This window comes from Pseudomonas sp. NPDC088368, from assembly GCF_044753445.1.
Classification (GTDB): Bacteria; Pseudomonadota; Gammaproteobacteria; order Pseudomonadales; family Pseudomonadaceae; genus Aquipseudomonas; species Aquipseudomonas bambusae.
The window spans coordinates 1-21497 of record NZ_JBIVNG010000011.1; the positions used below are offsets into that span (position 1 = coordinate 1).

General features: G+C 60.3%; 19 protein-coding genes and 1 pseudogene. 6 read left to right on the forward strand and 14 right to left on the reverse strand.

What is annotated here, in order from left to right:
* Positions 1 to 389: 389 nt before the first annotated feature.
* The 3 genes from mksF to mksB are packed head-to-tail and all read right to left on the reverse strand — an operon-like array spanning position 390 to position 5195.
* On the reverse strand, positions 390 to 3224 hold the full coding sequence (gene mksF / locus ACIQAL_RS23170) for an Mks condensin complex protein MksF (RefSeq protein WP_401149828.1): 2835 nt from the start codon (positions 3222 to 3224) through the stop codon (positions 390 to 392).
* Positions 3221 to 3928 (reverse strand): Mks condensin complex protein MksE, encoded by a 708-nt coding sequence (gene mksE / locus ACIQAL_RS23175; RefSeq protein ID WP_401149829.1) that lies wholly within the window; start codon positions 3926 to 3928, stop codon positions 3221 to 3223. Before mksE ends, mksF begins: the two co-directional genes overlap by 4 nt.
* Entirely contained in the window at positions 3918 to 5195 is a 1278-nt protein-coding gene (gene mksB / locus ACIQAL_RS23180; RefSeq protein WP_166598745.1) for an Mks condensin complex protein MksB, read from the reverse strand. Before mksB ends, mksE begins: the two co-directional genes overlap by 11 nt.
* Before the next feature lie 144 nt (positions 5196 to 5339).
* On the opposite strand from mksB, the gene ACIQAL_RS23185 reads away from it, so the two are divergent.
* Together ACIQAL_RS23185 and rimI are read left to right on the forward strand one after the other, a co-directional pair.
* Entirely contained in the window at positions 5340 to 6146 is an 807-nt protein-coding gene (locus tag ACIQAL_RS23185) for an energy transducer TonB (RefSeq protein WP_401150131.1), read from the forward strand.
* On the forward strand, positions 6139 to 6591 hold the full coding sequence (gene rimI / locus ACIQAL_RS23190; RefSeq protein WP_166598746.1) for a ribosomal protein S18-alanine N-acetyltransferase: 453 nt from the start codon (positions 6139 to 6141) through the stop codon (positions 6589 to 6591). Before ACIQAL_RS23185 ends, rimI begins: the two co-directional genes overlap by 8 nt.
* Positions 6592 to 6716: 125 nt before the next feature.
* Here the strand turns inward: rimI and ACIQAL_RS23195 are convergent, their stop codons facing one another.
* The gene (locus ACIQAL_RS23195; protein WP_401149831.1) at positions 6717 to 7130 is read right to left on the reverse strand and encodes a serine kinase/phosphatase; all 414 of its coding nucleotides are present in this window, start codon (positions 7128 to 7130) and stop codon (positions 6717 to 6719) included.
* Positions 7131 to 7280: 150 nt separating this feature from the next.
* Here ACIQAL_RS23195 and can point away from each other — a divergent pair, with 150 nt between their 5' ends.
* Complete coding sequence (gene can, locus ACIQAL_RS23200; protein WP_110949859.1) at positions 7281 to 7922, forward strand: carbonate dehydratase; 642 nt, start codon at positions 7281 to 7283, stop codon at positions 7920 to 7922.
* 107 nt (positions 7923 to 8029) lie between these two features.
* On the opposite strand, the gene ACIQAL_RS23205 is transcribed toward can, so the two are convergent.
* The 5 genes and pseudogenes from ACIQAL_RS23205 to ACIQAL_RS23225 all read right to left on the reverse strand — a co-directional run bounded on the left by ACIQAL_RS23205 (position 8030) and on the right by ACIQAL_RS23225 (position 12414).
* Positions 8030 to 9196 (reverse strand): hypothetical protein, encoded by a 1167-nt coding sequence (locus tag ACIQAL_RS23205; RefSeq protein ID WP_401149833.1) that lies wholly within the window; start codon positions 9194 to 9196, stop codon positions 8030 to 8032.
* A 179-nt stretch (positions 9197 to 9375) separates the two neighbouring features.
* The gene (locus tag ACIQAL_RS23210) at positions 9376 to 10251 is read right to left on the reverse strand and encodes a methyl-accepting chemotaxis protein (protein WP_371928644.1); all 876 of its coding nucleotides are present in this window, start codon (positions 10249 to 10251) and stop codon (positions 9376 to 9378) included.
* Positions 10234 to 11049, reverse strand: a pseudogene (locus ACIQAL_RS23215) (MCP four helix bundle domain-containing protein); the annotation flags it as partial. The gene ACIQAL_RS23210 and the pseudogene ACIQAL_RS23215, both read right to left, overlap by 18 nt.
* A gap of 137 nt (positions 11050 to 11186) precedes the next feature.
* On the reverse strand, positions 11187 to 11846 hold the full coding sequence (locus tag ACIQAL_RS23220; protein ID WP_401149835.1) for an HD domain-containing protein: 660 nt from the start codon (positions 11844 to 11846) through the stop codon (positions 11187 to 11189).
* 103 nt (positions 11847 to 11949) lie between these two features.
* Positions 11950 to 12414 carry an Lrp/AsnC family transcriptional regulator gene (locus ACIQAL_RS23225; RefSeq protein ID WP_074759287.1) on the reverse strand — a complete coding sequence of 155 codons (465 nt, stop codon included), beginning with the start codon at positions 12412 to 12414 and terminating at the stop codon, positions 11950 to 11952.
* A gap of 122 nt (positions 12415 to 12536) precedes the next feature.
* Between ACIQAL_RS23225 and mdeB the strand changes: the two genes are divergently transcribed.
* The gene (mdeB, locus tag ACIQAL_RS23230; protein WP_401149836.1) at positions 12537 to 15242 is read left to right on the forward strand and encodes an alpha-ketoglutarate dehydrogenase; all 2706 of its coding nucleotides are present in this window, start codon (positions 12537 to 12539) and stop codon (positions 15240 to 15242) included.
* Positions 15243 to 15409: 167 nt separating this feature from the next.
* Here the strand turns inward: mdeB and ACIQAL_RS23235 are convergent, their stop codons facing one another.
* Genes ACIQAL_RS23235 through ACIQAL_RS23250 form a run of 4 tightly spaced genes read right to left on the reverse strand, consistent with a single transcriptional unit; the run spans position 15410 to position 18077 of the window.
* Positions 15410 to 16297 (reverse strand): metal ABC transporter substrate-binding protein, encoded by an 888-nt coding sequence (locus ACIQAL_RS23235; protein ID WP_401149837.1) that lies wholly within the window; start codon positions 16295 to 16297, stop codon positions 15410 to 15412.
* Positions 16298 to 16324: 27 nt separating this feature from the next.
* Positions 16325 to 17194 carry a metal ABC transporter permease gene (locus ACIQAL_RS23240; protein ID WP_166597282.1) on the reverse strand — a complete coding sequence of 290 codons (870 nt, stop codon included), beginning with the start codon at positions 17192 to 17194 and terminating at the stop codon, positions 16325 to 16327.
* Positions 17191 to 17943 (reverse strand): zinc ABC transporter ATP-binding protein AztA, encoded by a 753-nt coding sequence (gene aztA, locus ACIQAL_RS23245; RefSeq protein ID WP_166597281.1) that lies wholly within the window; start codon positions 17941 to 17943, stop codon positions 17191 to 17193. Before aztA ends, ACIQAL_RS23240 begins: the two co-directional genes overlap by 4 nt.
* Positions 17940 to 18077, reverse strand: a complete 138-nt coding sequence (locus ACIQAL_RS23250) for a hypothetical protein (protein ID WP_401149839.1) — start codon at positions 18075 to 18077, stop codon at positions 17940 to 17942. Before ACIQAL_RS23250 ends, aztA begins: the two co-directional genes overlap by 4 nt.
* A gap of 184 nt (positions 18078 to 18261) precedes the next feature.
* On the opposite strand from ACIQAL_RS23250, the gene ACIQAL_RS23255 reads away from it, so the two are divergent.
* Both ACIQAL_RS23255 and ACIQAL_RS23260 read left to right on the forward strand, forming a co-directional pair.
* Positions 18262 to 18861: a flavin reductase family protein gene (locus ACIQAL_RS23255; protein WP_401149840.1), complete on the forward strand. Its 600-nt coding sequence runs from the start codon at positions 18262 to 18264 to the stop codon at positions 18859 to 18861.
* Positions 18862 to 18990: 129 nt separating this feature from the next.
* Positions 18991 to 19923 (forward strand): LysR family transcriptional regulator, encoded by a 933-nt coding sequence (locus ACIQAL_RS23260; protein WP_166597278.1) that lies wholly within the window; start codon positions 18991 to 18993, stop codon positions 19921 to 19923.
* Here the strand turns inward: ACIQAL_RS23260 and ACIQAL_RS23265 are convergent.
* Complete coding sequence (locus ACIQAL_RS23265) at positions 19913 to 21493, reverse strand: aldehyde dehydrogenase (NADP(+)) (protein WP_401149842.1); 1581 nt, start codon at positions 21491 to 21493, stop codon at positions 19913 to 19915. The two genes, ACIQAL_RS23260 and ACIQAL_RS23265, sit on opposite strands and share 11 nt — an antisense overlap.
* Positions 21494 to 21497: the final 4 nt, after the last annotated feature.

Below are 21497 nucleotides of genomic sequence, written 5' to 3' on the forward strand. Positions count from 1 at the left end.
GGGTTTCCCCATGTGAGAGTAGGTCATCGTCAAGATTAAATTCCAGAACCCCATTTGCGAAAGCAGATGGGGTTTTGTTTTTGCGCGCGGAAAAAAGCCAGCCCCGACCTCGCCTATGAGAGAACCTGTAGGAGCGAATTCATTCGCGATTGGCCCGTACAGACGATAGACATGCATGTCCTGAACCTCTGTCTCGCGAATGAATTCGCTCCCACAGGTTGGTCGACTCCTTTACGTCGCAGCACGGCTCGACAATGGCTGCGATCTCAATGGCGCTACCGCCGGGAAGCCGGACTGCTATAGAGATATGTGATTACATCGAGATAGAACTGCGCCCACAAAAAAGCCCCGCATCGCTGCAGGGCTTTTCGTTACCACCTGAATAAGGACTATTCAGCAGCAGCCTCCGCCGCTTCCACAGCCTTCACCGTACTCACTTCATCGCGACGACGAATGTATTTCCAGTCAGCTTCATCGATATAGATACCCGCAGGGCTGCTGCCGCCTTCAAGGTCGATCGCGACATGCGCGGACACTTGCGGCTTAACGCTCGCCAGAATTGGCACGAAGCCCAATTGCAGGCTGGTTTCCAGCAACGCTGCCTGGTTACGTTCGTCGATGTCTGCTGCTTCGTCGAGGTAGTAAGGCAGGCGCACACGACCGGCCAGATCGCGGTCCATCAAGTGCAGCAACAGGTACATGTTGGTCAGCGCTTTGATGGTCATGGTCGTGCCGTTTGACGCGGCGCCATCGATGTCGGTGTGGATAACCGGCTGGCCGTTGACCTTGGTGATTTCGAACGCCAGCTCGAACAGATCTTTAAGACCCAGCTGGTTATGGTTCGCTGCCACCAGACGCGCCAAGTACTCTTTGGCCTCTTCGTTCTTGTTGTCTTGCTCTGCGCTGTTGCTCAGGTCGAAGACCGACAGTGTTTCGCCTTCTTCGTACTGACCGGCGCTGTGGATGATCTGGTCGATGTGCTTGAGCGCTTCTTTGTTAGGTGCCAGCACGATGCGGAAGCTTTCCAGGTTGGAGACTTGGCGTCGGTTGATCTCGCGGTTGAACAACGCCAGTTGATGCTCAAGGCTGTCGTAGTCGCTGCGAATGTTGCGCAGGGTCCGCGCAATGTCGGTGACGGCTGCACGACGTGCCTTGCCCAAAGTCAGCGCTTCATCAGTACGGTGCGCATAGGCGTTGATCAGCAATTGCAGACGGCGCTCCATATCGTCTTCGCTGTCGAACTTGGCCACCCCCTTCAAACGTACCTGCGCATACAAGGCTTCAATCTGACCGTCGCAACGCAACAGACCTTGCCAGCTGTCCTGGTAGTCGTTGAGGAGGGGGAGCAGATTGTCCAGCGAATCGTCGACAGGCTCCATGAACGGCGTGCCAAATGGCAAGTCAGCAGGCAGCAGCTGACGGCGACGCAGGGCGTCATCCAGTGTGCGTTGTTTAGATTCCAGATCGCCGATCTGACGCCCTACCAATTGCAGCTTCGCTGACAGTTGCTGAACACGTTCGGTGAAGGCATCGCTGGAACGCTTGAGTTCGTCCTGCGCCGCTTCCATCTGAGCCAGTTGTTCCAGCTTCTCGCCTTCTTCGGCGCTCAGGGTCTGGGTGCGACGGAAATCTTCCAGCGCTTTCTGCGCATCCAGCACTTGCTGATACAGGGCCTCAGTCTGGGTTTTGCTCGCCGCCCGGTCTGCCGCAACAGCCTGCTGGGTTTTCAGTTGCTTGAGTTCTTTTTCCAGACGCTCTTTCTGATCGCGCAACGCTGCGCGGTCAGCCAATGCCTGCAACGCGGGAGGCTCGATGTGCGACAGGTTGATCGACAGGCCCGGCACTTCAAAACGCTCACCTTTGAAGCCATCCAGAATGGCCTCCAGCGATTTGACCCATGCATCACCGTCATCCAGCGCGATGCCTTGTTCGCCGAGCGGCAGGCTAAACAGTGAGCTGTTGAACAGTCGCATCAGGCGTTCGACGTCCGGTTGCGAGAACTCTTCTCGCAGTCGGGCGTAGCTGTTGTTGTCCGCATGATCGAGCTGCTGCTTCACCGATTTCAGACGCTTTTCCAGATCGCGCAGGCGTTCGTCCAGGTCTTCAGCGCTGAACTGACGAGACTGTGCCAGCGCACCGGCCAGTTCGTCGTGGGCATCTTTGGCGGCCAGCAGTTGCTGTTCGAGAACGCGAACGTCGTCCACCAGCGCAAAGCGGTTCTTCAGCACGGCCAATTCGCCGATCCAGCGTTGCAGGTCGCTAATCTCACGCTCAAGGCGCATCAGCTCCTGAGTGCCGCCGCGCTGATCGTTTTGGAGGGCATCCTGCTCGCCGCGGTAGTGCTCGGCCTGAATGACCAGCTCTTCCTTGCGTGCGTTGGAGTAGTCCTGCCATGTGCCAAGCAACGAGTCCAGCAAGGGCGACAGGCGATGCAACTTGCCACGCAGGATGTCGCGCTGTTTGACGCCGTTCGCCAGGGCTTCGACCAAAGGACCTGCGAGCACCAGCGCGTTGTAGTCCTGTTCCATGCGACGTACGTCACGGAAGGCTTCTTCGCACGCGGCGATGTAATCCACGCTACCGGAACGCAGGCTGTGCTCGAACGCGTCGAGGAACAGTTGCTTGAGCTTGGCAGCAGTGATTTCGCGCATGTGCAGCAGGTTGATGAACAACGCGCGGAACGTTTTCAGGCTCTGTTCGCTGGTGGAGCGCAGCGGGATCAGTGTCAGGTCCAGCGGGATCGAGGTGTGTCCACCGACCAGCAAGCGACGCAGTTCGTCCGGTTTCAGCTCGTAGGCTTTGAGGCCTTGGCTTTCCAGATTGGTAAACAGCTCTTTCTGGCGCAGGCAGGTGTCGTTCTTCTGGTAGTGCGCGAGGTCCAGTTTTCCCGCATAGGCGAAAAACTGGTGACCAAAGCCGCCGCCCGGACCTCGACCGACCACGCCAATGACGTGCGGACCGTGGGGCAGGGCGACTTCGACGAGGATGTAGCTGGTGTCTGACGCAAAGTAGAAACGACGGGACTGGTCGAGGCTGTATTTACCGAAGGACATGTCCGACATGCGCGCCAGAATCGGGAATTGCAGTGCGTTGATCGAAGCACTCTTGCCGAGGTTGTTCGCGCCGTACACCGACAACGGGTGCTCCAGCGGGAACAGGCCCAAGCTGTAACCGGCGGTATTCAGCAGGGCGAAGCGGCGGATGCCATAGCGTTCCTGGCTCATGCGTCATGTTCCTGTTCTTCGGCGATAGCGCGAGCCAAGGCCTGCTCTTCGCTTTCGTCGGTGTCGTCAAATTCCGCCAGGTCGAGCGGGTCGTCGGTCTGTAGCAGCTTCTCGTCGCTGTCGTCGTCGATCAGCACCGGCGTTGGCAATGGCAGGTCGCTGTGCAGGCTGGCGGCCAGGTCGCGGTCTTGCTGAACCGACAGACATACATCCAGAAATCGGTGCATCGGCGGCAGGAAGCGATAGATACCCACTTCTTCGGAGGCAAACCCGAGCTGGGTCATGCGGCGCATGATTTTCTCTTCCAGTTCTTCCTGGGTCTGCACTTCGGCTTGCAAGAACAGGTCGCGGTATTTATCCAGCAGTGAGGGCAGTTCGTCGCGGCCCAGACTGCCACCATCGAGAACGGCCACCGGGTCGCGGCCCTGGTCGGCCAGGTGCTCGACGAGGATGAACGTGAACAAGGCCAGACGCTGTGCAGTCTTGTTGACCTGCGCGGCGGCCAGGTCCGGCACGAAATAGTAGAAGCCACGAGTGTCGCAGATCAGCTCGAAACCCAGCGCTTTGAACAGGGTGCGGTACTGGTCCTGAAAGTTGGACAGTTGCGCATACAGCTCAGGGTCGCGACGGCTGACGTGGTAGCCCTTGAACAGCTCGCGAAAGATCGGCGCAAGCTGGGACAGTTCGGATAGATCAAGATGCATGGGCGGTGCCCTCGGAATTCTCTGGGGTGGCGTCTTTGCTTGAGAGCAGGGCGAAGGAGCGCAGGCTGACACGGTGCTCCTGGGTCAAATATTCACGGCGTTCGAGACGCTCGCGTTTGAAGCGTTTTTCCCGCGACAGGCGCGAGAACCAATACAGCAATTCGTCGGTGGCGCCGGTCGGCTCCTGCTCCAGCAGCCAGACCATCAGATCTGGCATCGGCAGGGCCTCTTCGCAGCGCTCGACCATTTCCTTGACGGTGCGCGGCGCCCGAGGCGGCTCGCCCTTGCGGGTGACGTTGGCCTTGGGAAAGCGTGCCGGTTTCGGCTCGAAACGGGCCAAAGCATAAACGTAAGCTTCTACCTGGTTTGCGCTGCCGAGGAAGGTGCTTTGCGGACGGGTGAACATCGGCATCGCGGCCTGGGGCACGGCGTCGATGCCCTTGCGGCGAATGGCCGAAAGGGCCAGCGCGGCGCCACGGGTCACGGCGTTGTGGCGACGCGCCTCTTCGCGTAATGGCAGCAGCAGTTCGCGGGCATGACGCAGGGTCAGTTGCGCGCTGGTCTGCATTTCCAGAATCCGCGCGTGAGTGCGCAGCAGCATGTCGTCGTCGACCAGGTGGCCAAGGCGCTGCTGATCGGTGAGCATGCGTAGCAAGACGTTTTCGACCTTGCGCACGCCTTGTTCGAAGGCGCCGTCGGCGTTGACCAGCTGGATCATAGGCTCGACGTACTCATCCCAGGTCGCCAGCACTTCGGCATAGCGCTGACGCAGCGGGATCTGGCGGTCGCTGGTCTTGGCACGTTCGGCCACGGCGACCAGCGCCTGTTCATCGTTAGCGAGCTTTTTCAGCACGTCGCGCACGCGCATGTCGAGCAGGCGCAACTGGCGGGCGAGGTCATTGGCATCGCGGGCGTCGAACGCTTCCTGAATGTAACCGGCCAGTCGCTCCAGATGGCGCAGATAGGCTTCGATCTCTAGGCACAGGCCCAGGCGGTGCTCGCGGCGCAGGTACGACAGGAAATCGTGGATCTGCGCGTTCAGCTCGAAACGGTTCGGGCTTTTGGCCACGGGAACCAGAATATCGAGGCGAATCCACACGTCCAGCAGGTGGGTGATGTCCTGGGGTGTGCTTTCCAGTTGCTGGGCGGCCAGTTGCAGGCGCAGTTCGCTCAGGCTCAGGGTGCCTTGGTCGAAGTGCTCGCACAGAGGCTCAAGAAGCGCCCAGTGTTCGGCAAGGGCGCGCAGGACGCGCTTAGGTTCGATCATCGGAGGGCCGCAGGTTGGCAAATAAAAGCGGCGATTGTACTGCATCGCGGGGGTTGGTTTTCACCCTCAGTCGATCAACTGCGGCGTGAAGTCTCGAACGTCTGTAGAATCCCCGTCCTGACTTTATCCACAGGTGGCTGCCCCTTGCTCAACGAGCCTCGCCGCCGCGCTTATTTGACCGCCATGCAGGTGGTCAGTTGGCTGCCGCGCACCGATCTGCCTTTTGCTGCGCCTTCGCGTCCGGAGTTGCTCGCGCCGTTGCCGGTGTTTGAGGACGAGGTTGCGCAGGCGCTGCCATCGGTGGCCCCTGCGGTCTCCCGCAACGAGGGCCCGAACGGCGCAGCCCCTGCGGCACGCACAGTGGATCGGCCGAAGATCGAAATGCCTCGTCCTTCCTCCGCTGCCAAACCAGCCGTCAAGCCGGTGGACGACGAGCCAGCCCCGGAAGTCGTGAAAGCGCCGGTTGTGCCGCCGCCGCGCTTCTCGCTGCAATTGCTTCGTGCGGGCAGTTGTTTGCTGTTGGTTGAGCTGGCAACGGGCGAGCCTTTCCAGAGTCGCGATCCTTCTTATCTCTTGCTCAAGGACATGCTGCGCGCCGCCGGTTTGCCTGATAGTCCGCAGATCATCGGCGAGCCTGTGCGTTGGCCGCTGCTGGTACGCGGCCAGATGGATCAAGGCCCCGAGGCGGCTCGTGATTTCGTTCAGGGTTTTCTGTATGCCCGGACGGAGGAGGAGCCTTGCACCTGTTTGTGGCTGATCGGATTGCCGGCGATACGTTTTGCCGGGGAAGTTGACGCCGAATCCTACAATCTTGAATTCCAGGTCGAAGGTCTGGGATCGGCCTGGGCGCTGCCGGGTCTGGAACTCCTGATGGACGAGCCTCAGCGCAAGGCCGATGTGTGGCGTGCCATGCGTCAATTGATGGGACGTTGGAAGAGCGTAAATGAGTGATGCCGTAACGTTTCGCCGCATGACCGAAGCCGATCTCGATGCGGTGTTGAAGATTGAATACGCGGCATTCAGCCACCCGTGGACGAGGGGCATCTTTCTGGACGGCCTCAAATCCTATGAAATCTGGTTGATGTTCGAAGGCAATCAGCAAGTGGGGCATGGCGTGATCAACGTGATCATCGATGAGGCGCATCTGCTGAACATCACGGTCAAGCCGGAAAGCCAAGGCCGGGGATTGGGGCTGTTGTTGCTGGATCAGTTGATGAAGCGCGCGTATGAGATGAATGGCCGCGAGTGCTTCCTTGAGCTGCGGGCGAGCAATCAGTCGGCCTATCGGTTGTACGAGCGGTACGGCTTCAACGAGGTGGGTCGGCGTCGTGATTACTACCCGGCGGTGGGTGGCCGCGAAGACGCGCTGGTCATGGCCTGCACCCTGACGGATTGACACTTACACCTGTGGGAGCGAATTCATTCGCGAAAAATGGCAGAGCCGACAGATATACATCGGTTGTACCAGCCTCTCGCGAATGAATTCGCTCCTACAGGGTTTCACCTGCCTGAAGAGACGCGTTAAATCTCCGGCTTGCCATCCAGCGGGTCGAAAATCGCCATTTCCTCTTCATCCAGCCCGCCGCCCGCGCCGATTTCGTCTTCGTCGACGATGCTCAAATCAAAGTCTGCCGGGCCGCCTTCACCCTGCTCGCGGGCCGAGCGTGAGCCGTCTTCGTCGATCAGCGTTTCAGGACTCATGTCATCGTCTGTCGGGTTGTGATCGTCCGTCGATGCGCCGGTCATGCCCGCTTCCCGCACGCGATCGTCAGGAATGTACGTTTCCAGCTCATCTGCAGGGATGGTGTCACCGATCCGTCCGCTGGGTTCGTTACTGTCATTGAAGTTAAGCTCTTCCATCGAGCCCATGCGATCTTCGTTATCGTCGATGGGTTCGGGCTGGGTAGCGCCGAAAGGGCGGCGTGGATCGTTCATGGCAAATCCTCATTGTGAGCGGTCTTAATGAGGTGGACCGGGGGGCGTTATGAAGATTCACTCAGATTCTCCATCGGTCGTGGCGAAATGGCGTGACCCCGACCGTCGAGCGCCTGTCATAGCTGGGCATCATTTCCGAGGCATCAACGTATGAACGAATTACAAGATCTGATCGATAACAACGAACGTTGGGCAGCCGCCATCAAGGAAGAAGACCCTGAATTCTTCGCCAAGCTGGCCCGTCAGCAAACGCCGGAATACCTCTGGATCGGTTGTTCGGACGCGCGCGTCCCCGCGAATGAAATCGTCGGCATGCTGCCGGGCGATCTGTTCGTTCATCGCAACGTGGCCAACGTCGTGCTGCACACTGACCTGAATTGTCTGTCGGTGATTCAGTACGCCGTCGATGTCCTCAAGGTCAAACATATCCTCGTCACCGGCCACTACGGCTGTGGCGGCGTGCGCGCGTCGATGCAGGACCGTCAGTTCGGCCTGATCGACGGCTGGCTGCGGACTATTCGCGATCTGTATTACGAGAACCGTGAGTTGCTGAGCAAGCTGCCGACCGAAGAAGAGCAAGTTGATCGGCTCTGCGAGCTGAACGTGATTCAGCAGGTGGCCAACGTTGGTCACACCAGCATTGTGCAGAACGCTTGGCATCGCGGGCAGAAGCTGTCGATCCACGGCTGCATCTACGGGATCAAGGACGGACGCTGGAAGAGCCTGAACACGACGATCAGCGGTTTTGAGCAGTTGCCGCCGCAGTATCGGTTGCGTCCGTTGGGGGAGTGACCTCGCTAAATTCCCTGTAGCAGTACGGCTTGCCGACGGTGACGATCTCAAGAACGCCACCGCCGGCAAGCCGGACTGTTACAGGAGGTAAGGTTTTCAGCTAGCGGTTATGCGGGCTTTTTGACCATCTCGGGCAACGGCTTGCGCAGCTGATCCAGCTGCCGACCCACCGAACCGGTCCGGCATTTTGCAGCCGCCTGGTCAGGCGTCAGGTTGCGAATCGAGGTGTAGAACAGCTTGCAGGTCTCGACTTTGTTGGTCACCTGCCAGTTGGTCGTGCACTGGCTCAACAGGGCCGCTGCGTCGGAACCCGGTTTCTGCCCCATCCCCGCCTGCCAGCACGCGGCGCTCAAATCCTGCCCCATGACTTTCAAACCTGCTGCGTCAGCCTTGGCCTCATCGCCGCCGTAGTTGCTTTTGTCCGCCGCGTACCAGATGTAGCTCGGGTGGTTGGAGCCGATCACCGATACAGTCTGCCCCGTCGTCGGACTGATCGTCGCCAGGCCCAGCACCGGCACGTTGACGTTGTACTGCGCTTTCAGCCAGTTGCGCACCGGCGCGCCGAACGCGACCATCGGCAGCGAGGTGCCCGCCGAACTCTGGCTGACGTCCTTGACCATGGTGGTCTGGTAGTCATTGAAATAGCTGTAGACGCCTTCCAGATCGCTGCCTGCATTGGACGGCGCAGCAATTGGGGCGATGTCGATGATGGTCTGATACGCCGGGGTCTGATCCGCTGGAATACCGTTATCGGTCAGGAGTTCGGCCCAGCGGTCAGTGGTCGCCGAGCGCAGGTAATCCTGGGCTTGAGTCAGCGAATAATCGGGCGGGAAATGCAGCAGCTCGACACTTTTGCGATTTTCCAGCGCCATGCCCAGCGGCAGGAACAGGTACCAGTTATAGGCGAATTTGCCATCCGCGTTGAGTTTGCTCGCGCCGGCGTAAGCCAGATCGCCCGCGTTCAACAGACTTGTTAGCGGCTTGTCATAGCCATCCGGTACGCCGGTGATCTTGGCGTGCAGCTGATCGTTGTCGTTGGTCACGCTGACGTTGGCGGTCGGGTAGCCGTCGCGCTGAACGCTTTGCGTCAGGTAATGCTGGACCGTCTGCTCCAGCGTCCAGTTACGGAAGCAGATGACGTTACAGTTGTTGGGATACGCGAAGAGGCGGGTGACGCGGTCCTTGCTGCCCAGGCTGACGTCGACGTCTGCGTGGGCGGTCAAGCTGAGAGCGAAAGCGGTGAGTGCAACGCTCAATGCTGCGGTTTTCTTCATGCTCATGTCCTTGTTGGCGTGGGCACCCGTCTGCGCGGGTGTGTTTCAATAATGAAACATCTGGACATGACAAGAAATACATTAAATCTGAAATCGCTCATTAGCATTGCGGCCTGCTGGCATTGACGATTTGAAAGTCGCCACCGCCAACAGGCCATGCTGCTACGAAGTCCGGAAGGTTAGAGCACGAAGCGTTGCACCATCGAGTTGAGATCGGTGGCCAGCATCGCCAAGGCATTGCTGGCCACCGTGGTCTGTTGGGCACCGGAGGCCGATTGCGTCGACAGGTCGCGAATGCTGCTCAGGTTACGGTCCACCTCGTGGGCGACCTGGGCTTGCTGTTCAGCGGCGCTGGCGATCAGCATGTTGCGGTCGCTGATGGTCGAGGTTGAGCTGATGATCACGGTCAACGCCTGACTGGTGGCTGCGGCTTGCTCCAGTGTCTGACTGGCCTGGGCGGCAGTGACGCGCAGGGTTTCAGCGGTGTCCTGAGTGCTCTTTTGAACATCGTTGATCAGGCCTTCGATTTCAGTGGTCGAAGCGCTGGTGCGTTGCGCGAGTGACCTGACCTCGTCTGCCACCACGGCGAATCCACGGCCCGCTTCGCCTGCACGCGCTGCTTCAATCGCCGCGTTGAGCGCCAGCAGGTTGGTCTGGTTGGCGATGGCGCGGATCACTTCGAGAATCTTGCTGATGCTCAGTGTGCGCTCGGCCAGACCATCAGCCTGATGAGACGAATCGAGCACATTGTCAGTCAGCTCTCTGATTGAATCGATGGTGCCCGTCAGGCGCATGCGGCCTTCGGCGGCCGCTTCGTTCGACGCTTTCGATTCGGTGGACGTGTTGCTGGCGTTGTCAGCGACTTCCACCGCCGCCTGGCTCATCTGATTGACCGCCACCGCCGCCTGCTCGATTTCGTCGTTCTGCGCTTGCAGGTTTTTGGCGCTGGCCTCGGCAATCGCGCCCATTTCCTGCACCGACTGGCTCAACTGGCTGGCCGCTGCGTAAATCTGATCGATGGTGCCGTGCAAATTTCCGCGCATCTGGCCCAGCATTTTCAGCAGCTGCGCCGTTTCATCCTTGCCTTCCGGGATCGGTTGCGGGCTCAGATCGCCTTCGGCGATGGTGCTGGCGATCTGCAGCGATTGGCGCAGCGGCCGGATGATGCTCACGCTCAAGCGCCACGCCAACAACAGGGTCAACACCAGCGCGATCACGATGGCGCTGAGCGCGATGATGCGCGTCTGTTGGAAGCGACTGCCCGCGCCGTCCACTGCGGCGGCAGCGCTTTGTTTATTCAGTTCACGCAGCAATTGCACCTGCATGTCCATCAAGTCGCCTTGCAAGCTCAATGTCGTGTTGAGCAGCATCCGTGCATCGTCGAGTTTGCGTTGTTCGATCAAGCCGATTTCGTCATGCAGGCCCGGCATGAACGCCTTGTAAGCGTCTTGCAGGGCCTTGATGGAGTCGCGTTCCGTGCTGTCAGTCGCATGGGCGAGGTAATCGCTAAAGCTATTCTCCACTTCGTTTTTCAGTTGCTCGACGTTGATCTTGCTGTTGACGACCGCGCCCGGATCGTCCGCGTTGGCAATCAGACGAGCGCTCTCGCCGCGCAATTTGATCAGGTCGATCGCGATGGCATCCGCCATGGCCATACTCGGCATTGCGCCACTTTCCACCGCCGCGCCCTGATCGCGAATGCTCTGCATCTGCAATAGACAGAACACGCCCAGCGCCACCAGCAACAGCGCGGTGATGCCGAAACACAGCACCAGACGCTGAGCAATCCGAAAGCGTCGCAGGAACGCTGGCTTGGACGAAGGACGGAACAACCCACGCAATGACCTTTTCACTACTCGAATCTCATCGACGAATACACCGGAGACCTCGTTATAGAGATGTTCCGTGATGTCTTTATGACATCCAGTCGAAATATTTCAGATTTGTTGTGATTGTGTGGACGATTGAGGACGAAGCCTCGGGTGCATTTTTAGCATTTGGGCGCTCCCACCTCTTCCATAAACTCTCGCAAAAACCGCTCGGCGCGCTCGTGTCGAATCTGTGCCATCTGTTTTCCTGTGGCCGTCTGGAAGCCTTGGGCAAGGGTGAAGAGTTTGGTTGTGAAGTGGTCGGTGGCGTACCGTTTGTCGTCCAGTTCTCGGTTTCGCGCTTGAGGATCAATCGGGTCGTAGAGGTGGCTGCCCATGCGGCCCGAAACGTAGAAAAGGCGGGCGACGCCGATCATGCCGATGGCGTCGAGGCGGTCGGCGTCTTGCAGGATGCGGGCTTCGAGGGTGGTGGGCGCAATGTTCGCCGAATAGCTGTGGGCTTCGATGGCGTGTGCGACGGCGTCGATTCGTTCTTCGTCCCAGCCCATTTCCGACAGCAGTTCCCCCGCTTTCGCAGCGGCCAGGCGGGACGCGCTGGAGCGAAAGGGCGAGTTTTTCTCCACCGACACGCAATCGTGCAACAAGGTGGCCGCGATCAGGATCTCGGGATCGCCCCCTTCTTTGTTGCGAATGGCGCAGACGTTGGTCCAGACGCGATGCAGATGCGAGACGTCGTGAGAGCCGTCGGCCCGTTCGGCAATGGTGTGCGGCAGCAGCTTGTCAGCCAGGTCCTGGAACGGCGCGAAGGAGAGTGCGGTCATCAGTTGTCCTTGCAGGTGCAGTGCTGGCGAATAGGAGCAGCATAGAAGATGGACCTGAACCCGCGTGTGAAGGTCCTCGCGTTCGCTGCACGCAGGCGGCGGGTCATGGCCGCAACGGCAGTGCAGTCTTGTAGCGCACCTGCTTGAGCGACAGGCTGGAACGGATTTTCTCGACTTCCGGCATTGGCGACAGGCGTTCGATGATGAAATGTTCGAGCGCTTGCATGTCGGCCATGACCACGCGCAGCAGGTAGTCGGCATCCCCGGTCATCAAGTAGCACTCCATCACTTCTTCGCACTCGCACACGCGGCGCTCGAAATTCTGCAGGGCCTCGCGGCTTTGCTCTTTCAGGCTGATGGAGATGAACACGTTCAGGCGCAGTCCCAAATGTTCAGGGGCGAGCAGGGCGACGTACTCGCGGATGCAGCCCGACGCTTCCAGCGCCTTGACCCGCGCCAGGCACGGCGAGGGCGACAAATGAACCCGTTTGGCGAGTTCGACGTTGGACAGGCTGCTGTCCCGTTGCAGTTCCCGAAGGATTTTCAGATCAATGCTGTCGAAGTTCATCGTGCTTTCGTCTGCCGTTTTTGGAGTTTTTTATGCTGCCGATCAGCGATTGTGTCGGGCAAATCGGTCATTAAATTTGCGTGCGCAAGCATAGACTTTTCCTCATTGAACCGGAGGTGTCCATGAGCCATTTCGTATCTCGCATTCCTGCAGCCGCTGTCGAACGAAACCATGACGATCAGTTGGAGATGACCGAGTGGCATGACGCGCTGCTGTCGCTGGTCGAGCATGCCGGGCCCGAGCGCGCTCGCGAGATTCTCGACATGCTCACTCATTTGGCACGTGGTCCGAAGATCGGCTGGCAGCCGGCGCCGGGCACGCCTTACATCAACACCATTCCTGTCGAGCAGCAGCCTGCGTTTCCGGGCGATCTGGCCGTCGAAGAGCGCTTGGCCTCGCTGATGCGCTGGAATGCGCTGGCGATGGTGGTCCGCGCCAACCAGGCCTATGGCGAGTTGGGCGGGCATATCGCCAGCTATGCCAGTGCAGCGGACTTGTTCGAGGTCGGCTTTAATCACTTCTTCCGCGCTAACACCGGGCATGACGGCGGCGATCTGGTGTTCTACCAGCCGCATTCGGCGCCGGGCATTTATGCGCGGGCGTTTCTCGAAGGGCGATTGAGCGAAAACGATCTGGCTCACTACCGTCAGGAAATCGGAGGGCCCAAGGCCAATGCGCGTGGGCTTTCAAGTTATCCACACCCTTGGTTGATGTCGGACTTCTGGCAATTCCCCACAGGCTCGATGGGCATTGGCCCAATCAGCTCGATTTACCAAGCGCGGTTCATGCGTTATCTGGAGCATCGCGGCTTGCAGGACACCTCGACGCGACACGTCTGGGGCGTATTCGGTGACGGCGAAATGGACGAGCCGGAGAGCATGTCGGCGCTGACGCTGGCCGCCCGCGAACGGCTCGACAATTTGACGTGGGTGGTCAACTGCAACTTGCAGCGGCTTGACGGGCCGGTGCGAGGAAATGGGCGAATCATCGACGAACTGGAGGCGCTGTTCAGCGGGGCGGGTTGGAATGTCATCAAGCTGGTCTGGGGCTCGGATTGGGACGCGTTGTTTGCGCGGGATCACGATGGGTCGCTGGTGCGTGCGCTGTCGCAAACCGTCGATGGCCAGTTTCAGACCTTCGCGGCGAAGGATGGGCATTACAACCGCGAACACTTTTTCGGTCAGAGCGACGCACTCGGCAAACTGGCGGAAGGTTTGAGTGACGAACAGATCGACCGGCTCAAACGCGGCGGTCATGACTTGGTGAAAATCTTCGCTGCCTATCAGGCTGCGACGCTGCACAAAGGCCGACCCACGGTGATCCTCGCGCAGACCAAGAAGGGCTTCGGCATGGGCGAGGCGGGTCAGGGCAAGATGACCACGCACCAGCAGAAGAAACTGGATCGTGAGGCGTTGATCAATTTCCGCGACCGTTTTCATCTGCCACTCACCGACGATGAAGCCGCCGATTTGAGCTTCCTCAAACCCGACGCAAACAGCGCTGAAATGCGCTACCTGCACCAGCGCCGGCAGGCGTTGGGCGGGTCGATGCCAAGTCGCAGCAACGTCGCGCAAAATGTTGCAGTGCCTGATCGCGAACAGTACGCCAGCTTCGCGACTCAAGCCGATGGCAAGGAAATGTCGACGACCATGGCGTTCGTGCGCATGCTCGGCAATCTCCTGAAAGACAAACAGCTCGGCCCGCGCGTCGTGCCCATCGTGGCCGACGAAGCGCGCACGTTCGGCATGGCCAATCTGTTCAAGCAAATCGGGATTTACTCCAGCGTGGGCCAGCGCTACGAGCCGGAAGACATCGGCTCGATCCTCAGTTATCGCGAGGCCACCAACGGGCAGATTCTGGAGGAGGGCATCAGCGAGGCGGGTGCGATCAGTTCGTGGGTCGCGGCGGCAACCAGCTATTCCGCCCACGGCCTGCGCATGCTGCCGTTTTACATTTATTACTCGATGTTCGGGTTTCAGCGGGTCGGCGACCTTATCTGGGCGGCTGCCGATCAGCGTGCTCGCGGTTTTCTGCTGGGGGCCACGGCAGGCCGCACGACGCTGGGCGGCGAAGGGCTGCAGCATCAGGACGGCTCCAGTCATTTGATGGCGTCGACCGTGCCGAACTGCCGCGCCTACGATCCGGCGTTCGCGGGGGAGTTTGCGGTGATTCTGGACCACGGCATGCGCCAGATGCTGGAGCGCGATGTGGACGAGTTTTATTACGTCACGCTGATGAACGAAAACTACGCACAGCCGACGTTGCCGGAGGGTGTCGAGGCGTCGATTATTCGCGGCCTGTATCGGTTTGACGAGCGCTCGGCGGAGGGCGCTGTCGGCAAGGTGCGGTTGCTCGGTTCAGGCACGTTGTTGCGTGAGGCGATTGCAGCGGCCGATCTGCTGGCGCAGGACTGGCAGATCGAAAGTGAGGTCTGGAGCGTCACCAGCTACACCGAGCTGGCGCGCGAATCGCGTGAGGTAGAACGCTGGAATCGGCTGCACCCCCGGGACGTTCCACGTGTCAGCCACCTCGACGAATGCCTGCCAACGGGCGCGTCAATCGTGGCGGTTTCCGACTACGTTCGAGCGGTGCCGCAGTTGATCGGGTCCTACGTGACGAGCGATTACACAGTGCTGGGCACAGACGGCTTTGGCCGCAGTGACACCCGTGCGAGGCTGCGCAGCTTCTTTGAAGTGGATCGTTACCACATCGTGCTGGCGGCGGTGACGGCGTTGGTGGGAGAGGGGAAACTGGGAGCGGAAGTCGCGGCGCAGGTGATCGACCGGTATGGGATTGAGGTTGAAAACGACGCGTCGTGGAATATCTGAAACGGTGAGATCAACCTGTGGGAGCGAATTCATTCGCGAAAAATCGGACGGCCGATAGAGATGTGTCGGGTGTGCCAACGTCTCGCGAATGAATTCGCTCCCACAGATGAAAAAATGCACGGCGGCAGAACCGGAGGGATTGTTCCGCCGCAGGAGCCGCGGAGGGATTATTTCCCTTTCATCGCCGCTGTCAGCTTGTCGACGTTGTAGCGAAACATCTTCACGTACGTCGTGGCAGGCCCGTTCGCCGGGGACAGCGATTCCACGTACAACTCGCCCCCAGGGTGCGCGCCGCTGGCTTTGGCGATCTGCTGTACCAGGCGTGGATCGCCAGAGTTTTCGAAGAAGTAAGCGCTGACATGCTCCTGTTTGATCTGGTTGATCAGCTTGCCCACGTCCGCGGCCGAGGCTTCGGTTTCGGTGGAAAAGCCCAGGGGCGACAGGAAGGTCACGCCATACGCATCACCGAAATAACCGAACGCGTCGTGGGATGTCAGCACTTTGCGCTGTGCGACGGGAATGGCGTTGATTTGAGCGCGAGCGTAGGCGTCCATGTCCTGCAACTGAGTGATGTATTTCTCACCGTTGGCTTTGTAATCGGCTGCGCTGTCCGGGTCGGCTTTCTGTAGAGCCTTGATGATATTTCTGACGTAGACGACGCCGTTCACCGCGCTGTTCCAGGCATGGGGATCGGTGATTTTCTCGCCGTCCTCTTCCATGCTGCGGGTCATGATGCCGTTGGACAGCACCACCGGTTCGCCCTTGTAGCCCGATGCCGTGATCAACCGATCCAGCCAGCCTTCCAGGTGCAGGCCGCTGACGAAGACCACGTCGGCCTTTTTCAGCGACTGGGCGTCGTTGGGGGTGGGTTCGTAGACGTGTGGGTCGCCATTGGGGCCGATCAGCGAGGTCACGTGCACGTGATCGCCGCCGACGTTATGCACCATGTCGGCGATAACGGTGAACGATGCAACGGTTTCCAGGGTTTTTGCCTGGGCGAAGTTGGCCAGGCCCGACAACGCCAGAGCGGCGGTCAGAAGCGTCAAACGTTTCATGGTGTTTTCCTTGAGATGAGCGAACGATCAGCCGGACAGGTGAACCCTCGGGAACAGTCGGCGTAGGAAACCGCTGCGTCCAAAGAACAGTGAGAACAGGTAGAAGGCGCTGGCCGTCAGGACGATGGCCGGGCCCGATGCAACGCTGGCGTGGTACGAAACGATCAGGCCGATGAAACCCGAAAGTGTGGCAACCACGGTGGAAATCACGATCATCCCGGTCAGAGAGTTCGACCAGAAGCGTGCGACGGTGGCGGGCAGCATCATCATGCCCACCGCCATCAGGGTGCCGAGGGCCTGGAACCCGGCCACCAGATTGAGCACCACCATCAGCAGAAACAACACGTGATACAGCGAGCCGCGCCCGCCGATGGCGCGCAGAAAGCCGGGGTCGAAGCACTCCAGAATCAAGGGCCGATAGATCAGCGCCAACAGGATCAAGGTGAACGACGCGATGGCGCCGACCATGAAGATTGCCTGATCGTCGATGGCTAGAATCGTCCCGAACAGCACGTGCAGCAGGTCGACGTTAGAACCGTGCAACGAGACGATCAGTACACCCGCCGCCAGCGACGTCAGGTAGAAGCTCGCGAAGCTGGCGTCCTCTTTCAAGGTGGTGAAGCGGCTCACGAGACCCGACAGCAACGCTACGGCCAGCCCGGCGATCAACCCACCGAATCCCATGGCGGGCAGAGACAGGCCTGCGAACAGAAAGCCCACTGCGGCGCCCGGCAACACGGCGTGGCTCATCGCGTCACCCACCAGGCTCATGCGGCGCAGCATCAGCAGCACGCCTACCGGGCCGGAACCGATGCCCAGCGCGAGGCAGGCGACGAGCGCACGACGCATAAAGCCGAAATCGACAAAGGGCTGAATCAGCAAGCTATAGAGCGTCAAAGCGTCTCCTCCTCGTCGACTTCGCAGGGCTGCGCGTCGGGATTCCAGTGCTCGGCCATGTTTTTGGCGCGGCGCAGGTTGTCGGCGTGAAGGATGTCGGCGGTGTTGCCCCAGGCGATGGTTTCCCGCGCCAGCAGCAAGGTGCTGGGGAAATGCTGGCGCACCTGCTCGATGTCATGCAGCACGGCGATCACGGTGCGGCCCTGACCGTGCCAGCCGCTGATCAGCTTGAGCAGGTCGCGGGTGGTGCGGGCGTCGATGGCGGTGAAAGGTTCGTCCAACAGAATGACTGAAGCGTCTTGCAACAACAGGCGGGCGAACAGCACGCGCTGAAATTGTCCGGACGACAATGAGCTGATGCTGCGTTGCTCGAAGCCTTCCAGGCCCACGGCCAGCAAGGCCTGGCGCGCCTGTTCGGCGTGCTGGCGGGTGGCGCCACGAAACGCCCCGATGCTGCGCCAGGCGCCCATCATTACGGTGTCTGCGACGCTCAACGGAAAGCTGCGATCAATCTCCGCCGCCTGGGGCAGATAGCCGATGTGTCGGGTTGCCAGACTGCCGCGATCCACACGCCCGACGGCAGGCTTCAAAGTGCCCGCGATGGCTTTGATCAGCGTGGATTTGCCCGCGCCGTTTGGCCCGACGATCGCCGTCAGGCTGCCCGCTGCAAAGCGTCCGCTGACGTGATGCACCGCAGGGCGGCGCTCATACGTCACGGTCAGGTCATGCAGATCAATCGCTGCGCTCATGGAATCGCCACCGCCCACGCGATGCCAACCCACAGCAGCGCGAGCAGCGCCAATGAAACCAGCACCCGCTTGCCTGCGGACTGAGCGAGGGCGGACGACGCGATATTCGGAGAAAGTCGAGGTGTGGATTTCACGGAAGAAAGTGCCTGAAATGTTTTGTTATAGTATTACATCACTATTTTTAGGCCGCAGGGAAGGGCTTTTTGGGGACGGTTCAGGATTGCGACAGTTTGGCGACAGGAGGGGAATGCCTGCGTTTTGCGGCGAGAACAAAACCCTGTAGCTTCAGGACATCGTTTGTATTTCAGGATCAGATTCATGTCCGCCACCCATCGCCGCTCCGTTCCCCTCGCCAAATGCTATCGCTTGCTCAACCACGGCCCTACCGTGCTCGTCAGCGCTTCCTACAACGGACAACGCAATATCATGGCCGCCGCGTGGGCCATGCCTTTGGATTTTCAGCCGCCGAAAGTCACCGTCGTGTTGGATAAGTCGGTCTGGACGCGGCAACTGCTGGAAGGCTCCGGGACGTTCGTGATCAATGTGCCCACGGTCAGCCAGCTCGATATCGTCGAAACGGTTGGCTCAACCTCGGGACTGGAAATTTCCCGGGAAAATGAGCAGGACAAGTTCAAAGCGTACGGTCTCGAAACCTTCAACGGCGACATCGTTCAGGCGCCGTTGCTGGAAGGCTGTGCCGCATGGCTCGAATGTCGCCTGATGCCCGAACCGCACAACCAGAATCAATACGACCTGTTCATCGGCGAAGTCGTCGCCGCGTGGGCGGACGAGCGCGTGTTCTCCGACGGCCACTGGCACTTTGAGGGTCATGACGCTCGGCGCACTCTGCACCACGTCGCGGGTGGGCATTTTTTGGTGATTGGGGATGAGGTGGTGGGGAAGGTGCTGGAGCGCTGAGGTTCAGAGGCGTCTGTCAATCGCGGCCCATAGTTTTGTAGGAAACCGCTGAAATCACATGAAGCAACGTTGAATGGCATCGGATAAATTCCCTGTCGCCGCGATGCCATCCCCTCCGCAGGAGCCCCCATGAACTCAGACGATCTCGCCCTCTTCGCTCAAGTCGCCAAAAACGGCAGCATCTCACGGGCTGCGATGGAGCTGGGGGCGGACCAGTCAACGGTCAGTCGGCGGGTGGGGTTGCTGGAGGCGGAGCTGGGGGTGCGGCTGTTTCATCGCAGCGGGCGTGGGGTGACGTTGACCGCGCGAGGGCAGCAACTGCTGGGCTATGCCACTACGTTGAACGACACCCTGGCCGAGGCCGAGCGGGCCATGCGCGACAGTGCCGAGCAAGGCCCGGCCAAGCTGTGCATCGCAGCGCAGCCGACCATCGCGCGGATTCTGTTTGGCAGCCTGGGGCATGCGCTGAAGGCGCGCTATCCGCTGACGCAGGTGCATTTTGTCGAGGGGCTGGCGGCGGACATTCTCAATCGGTTGAGCGATGGCGCGGTGGACATCGCAATCCTGTACCTGCCGGAGCATCCCGGCGCGTTGCAGTTCGATCCGTTGCTCAGCGAAGGCGTGCAACTGATCACCCCTGCCAATTATCCGCTCAAGGGTGACGCGATTTCCGTACGTGATCTGGGCGATATTCCGCTGATTTTGCCCAGCACCCATCACGGCCTGCGAATGATGGTCGAGTCGCTGGCGAACCGTTACGGCTTCTCGGCGAATATCGCGCTGGAATGCGATGGCTCGATCTCCATCACAAAGCGCCTGGTGCTGGAGAATTGCGGGTGCACCGTGTTGCCGGAGGCGGCGGTGGTTGAAGAAGTGAAGGCGGGGCGGCTGAAAAGCTATCGTCTGGAGGATCCGGAAATCCATCGCACCGTGGCGATTGTCTGGCCGAAGAATCGCGTCACCGCCGACGGTCTGTGGGCGGTGACGCAGATTATCCGGCAACGAGCCGCTGACATGGTCGAGCAGGGCGCGTGGCCGGGAGCGACGCTGATCAATCCGTGATCAGTTGGCCGTTGACCAGACGCCAGGTGTGCAGCGGATTGCCTTGCTGCAACGCCGGTGGCAGCAGGGCGTCCGGCACGTTTTGATAACAGACTGGGCGCAGGAAGCGGTCGATGGCTGTCGCACCGACAGACGTGCTGCGGCTGTCCGATGTCGCGGGAAACGGCCCGCCGTGCACCATCGAGTAGCTCACCTCGACGCCGGTCGGCCAGTCATTGAACAGGATGCGCCCGGCCTTGCGCTCCAGTGTCGGCAGCAGTGCCTGCGCGATGGCGTTGTCGCCCTCGTCGTAGTGGAGGGTGACGGTCAGTTGGCCGTCGAACTTCGCGGCGACTTTTTGCAGGTCAGCGGCGTCCTTGCAAACAATCAATAGTGCGCTGGGGCCGAAGTTTTCGTCTTCCAGCCCCGGATTGGCGAGGAAGGTCGCCGAGTCGGTGCGAAAAAATGCCGGTTTCGCCTGAAACGCGCCTTCGGCCTCTCTGCCCTCGGCGACCAAGGTCACGCCAGCAGCCTTGTGCAGATTGTTCAGGCCGTTGCAGTAGGCGCCGTGAATATTGGGCGTCAACATGGTGCTGGGCGCTTTGTCAGACAGCGCCGTGGCAGCCGCAGATACAAAGCGTTCCAGCGCATCGCTTTCAAGGGCGAGCAGAATGCCGGGGTTGGTGCAGAACTGGCCTGCGCCTAGCACCAGCGAGTCGACGAATCCCCTGGCAATGTTTTCGGTCCGCGCAGACAACGCCGCTGGCAGCAAAAACACAGGGTTGATGCTGCTCATCTCGGCGTAGACCGGGATCGGCACAGGCCTCGCTTGCGCAGCGGCGACCAGGGCCAGGCCGCCGCGACGCGATCCGGTAAAGCCCACCGCCTGGACGGCCGGGTGGCTGACGAGTCCCTGACCCACGGCGATGTCCTTGTCGATCAGCATCGAGAACACGCCTTCCGGCATGCCGGTGTCCTTGGCGGCTTTCTGAATGACTCGGGCGACCAGTTCACTGGTACCCAGATGCGCCGGGTGCGCCTTGACGATCACCGGGCAACCCGCGGCCAGCGCCGAGGCGGTATCGCCCCCTGCCACCGAAAACGCCAGCGGAAAGTTGCTGGCGCCGAACACGGCCACCGGGCCTACGGCAATACGCCGCTGGCGCAAGTCAGCACGGGGCAGCGGTTGGCGATCCGGCAGGGCTGTATCGATCACCGCACCGTGCCAACGCCCGTCGCGAAGCAGACTGGCGAAGAGCTTGAGCTGATTGACAGTGCGCATCCGCTCGCCTTCCAGTCGGGGCTTGGGCAGGCCGCTTTCCAGGTGAACGCGCTCGATCAGCGTGTCGCCCAACTCCAGCAGACCCTGAGCGATCGCGTCGAGAAAGACGGCGCGTTGTTCATCGCCCAATTGCCGGTAGCGGTCGAACGAGGCCTCGGCCAGCTCGCATGCGGCATCGACATCTTGCGCTGTGCTGGCACCGAAGGACGGGGTCAGTTGCTCGCCCGTTGTCGCGGCGAGGGCGGACACCTCGCCTGCCTGGCCGCGTACGGCCCGTTGACCGATGATCGTTTCACCAAGAATCTGCATGTGC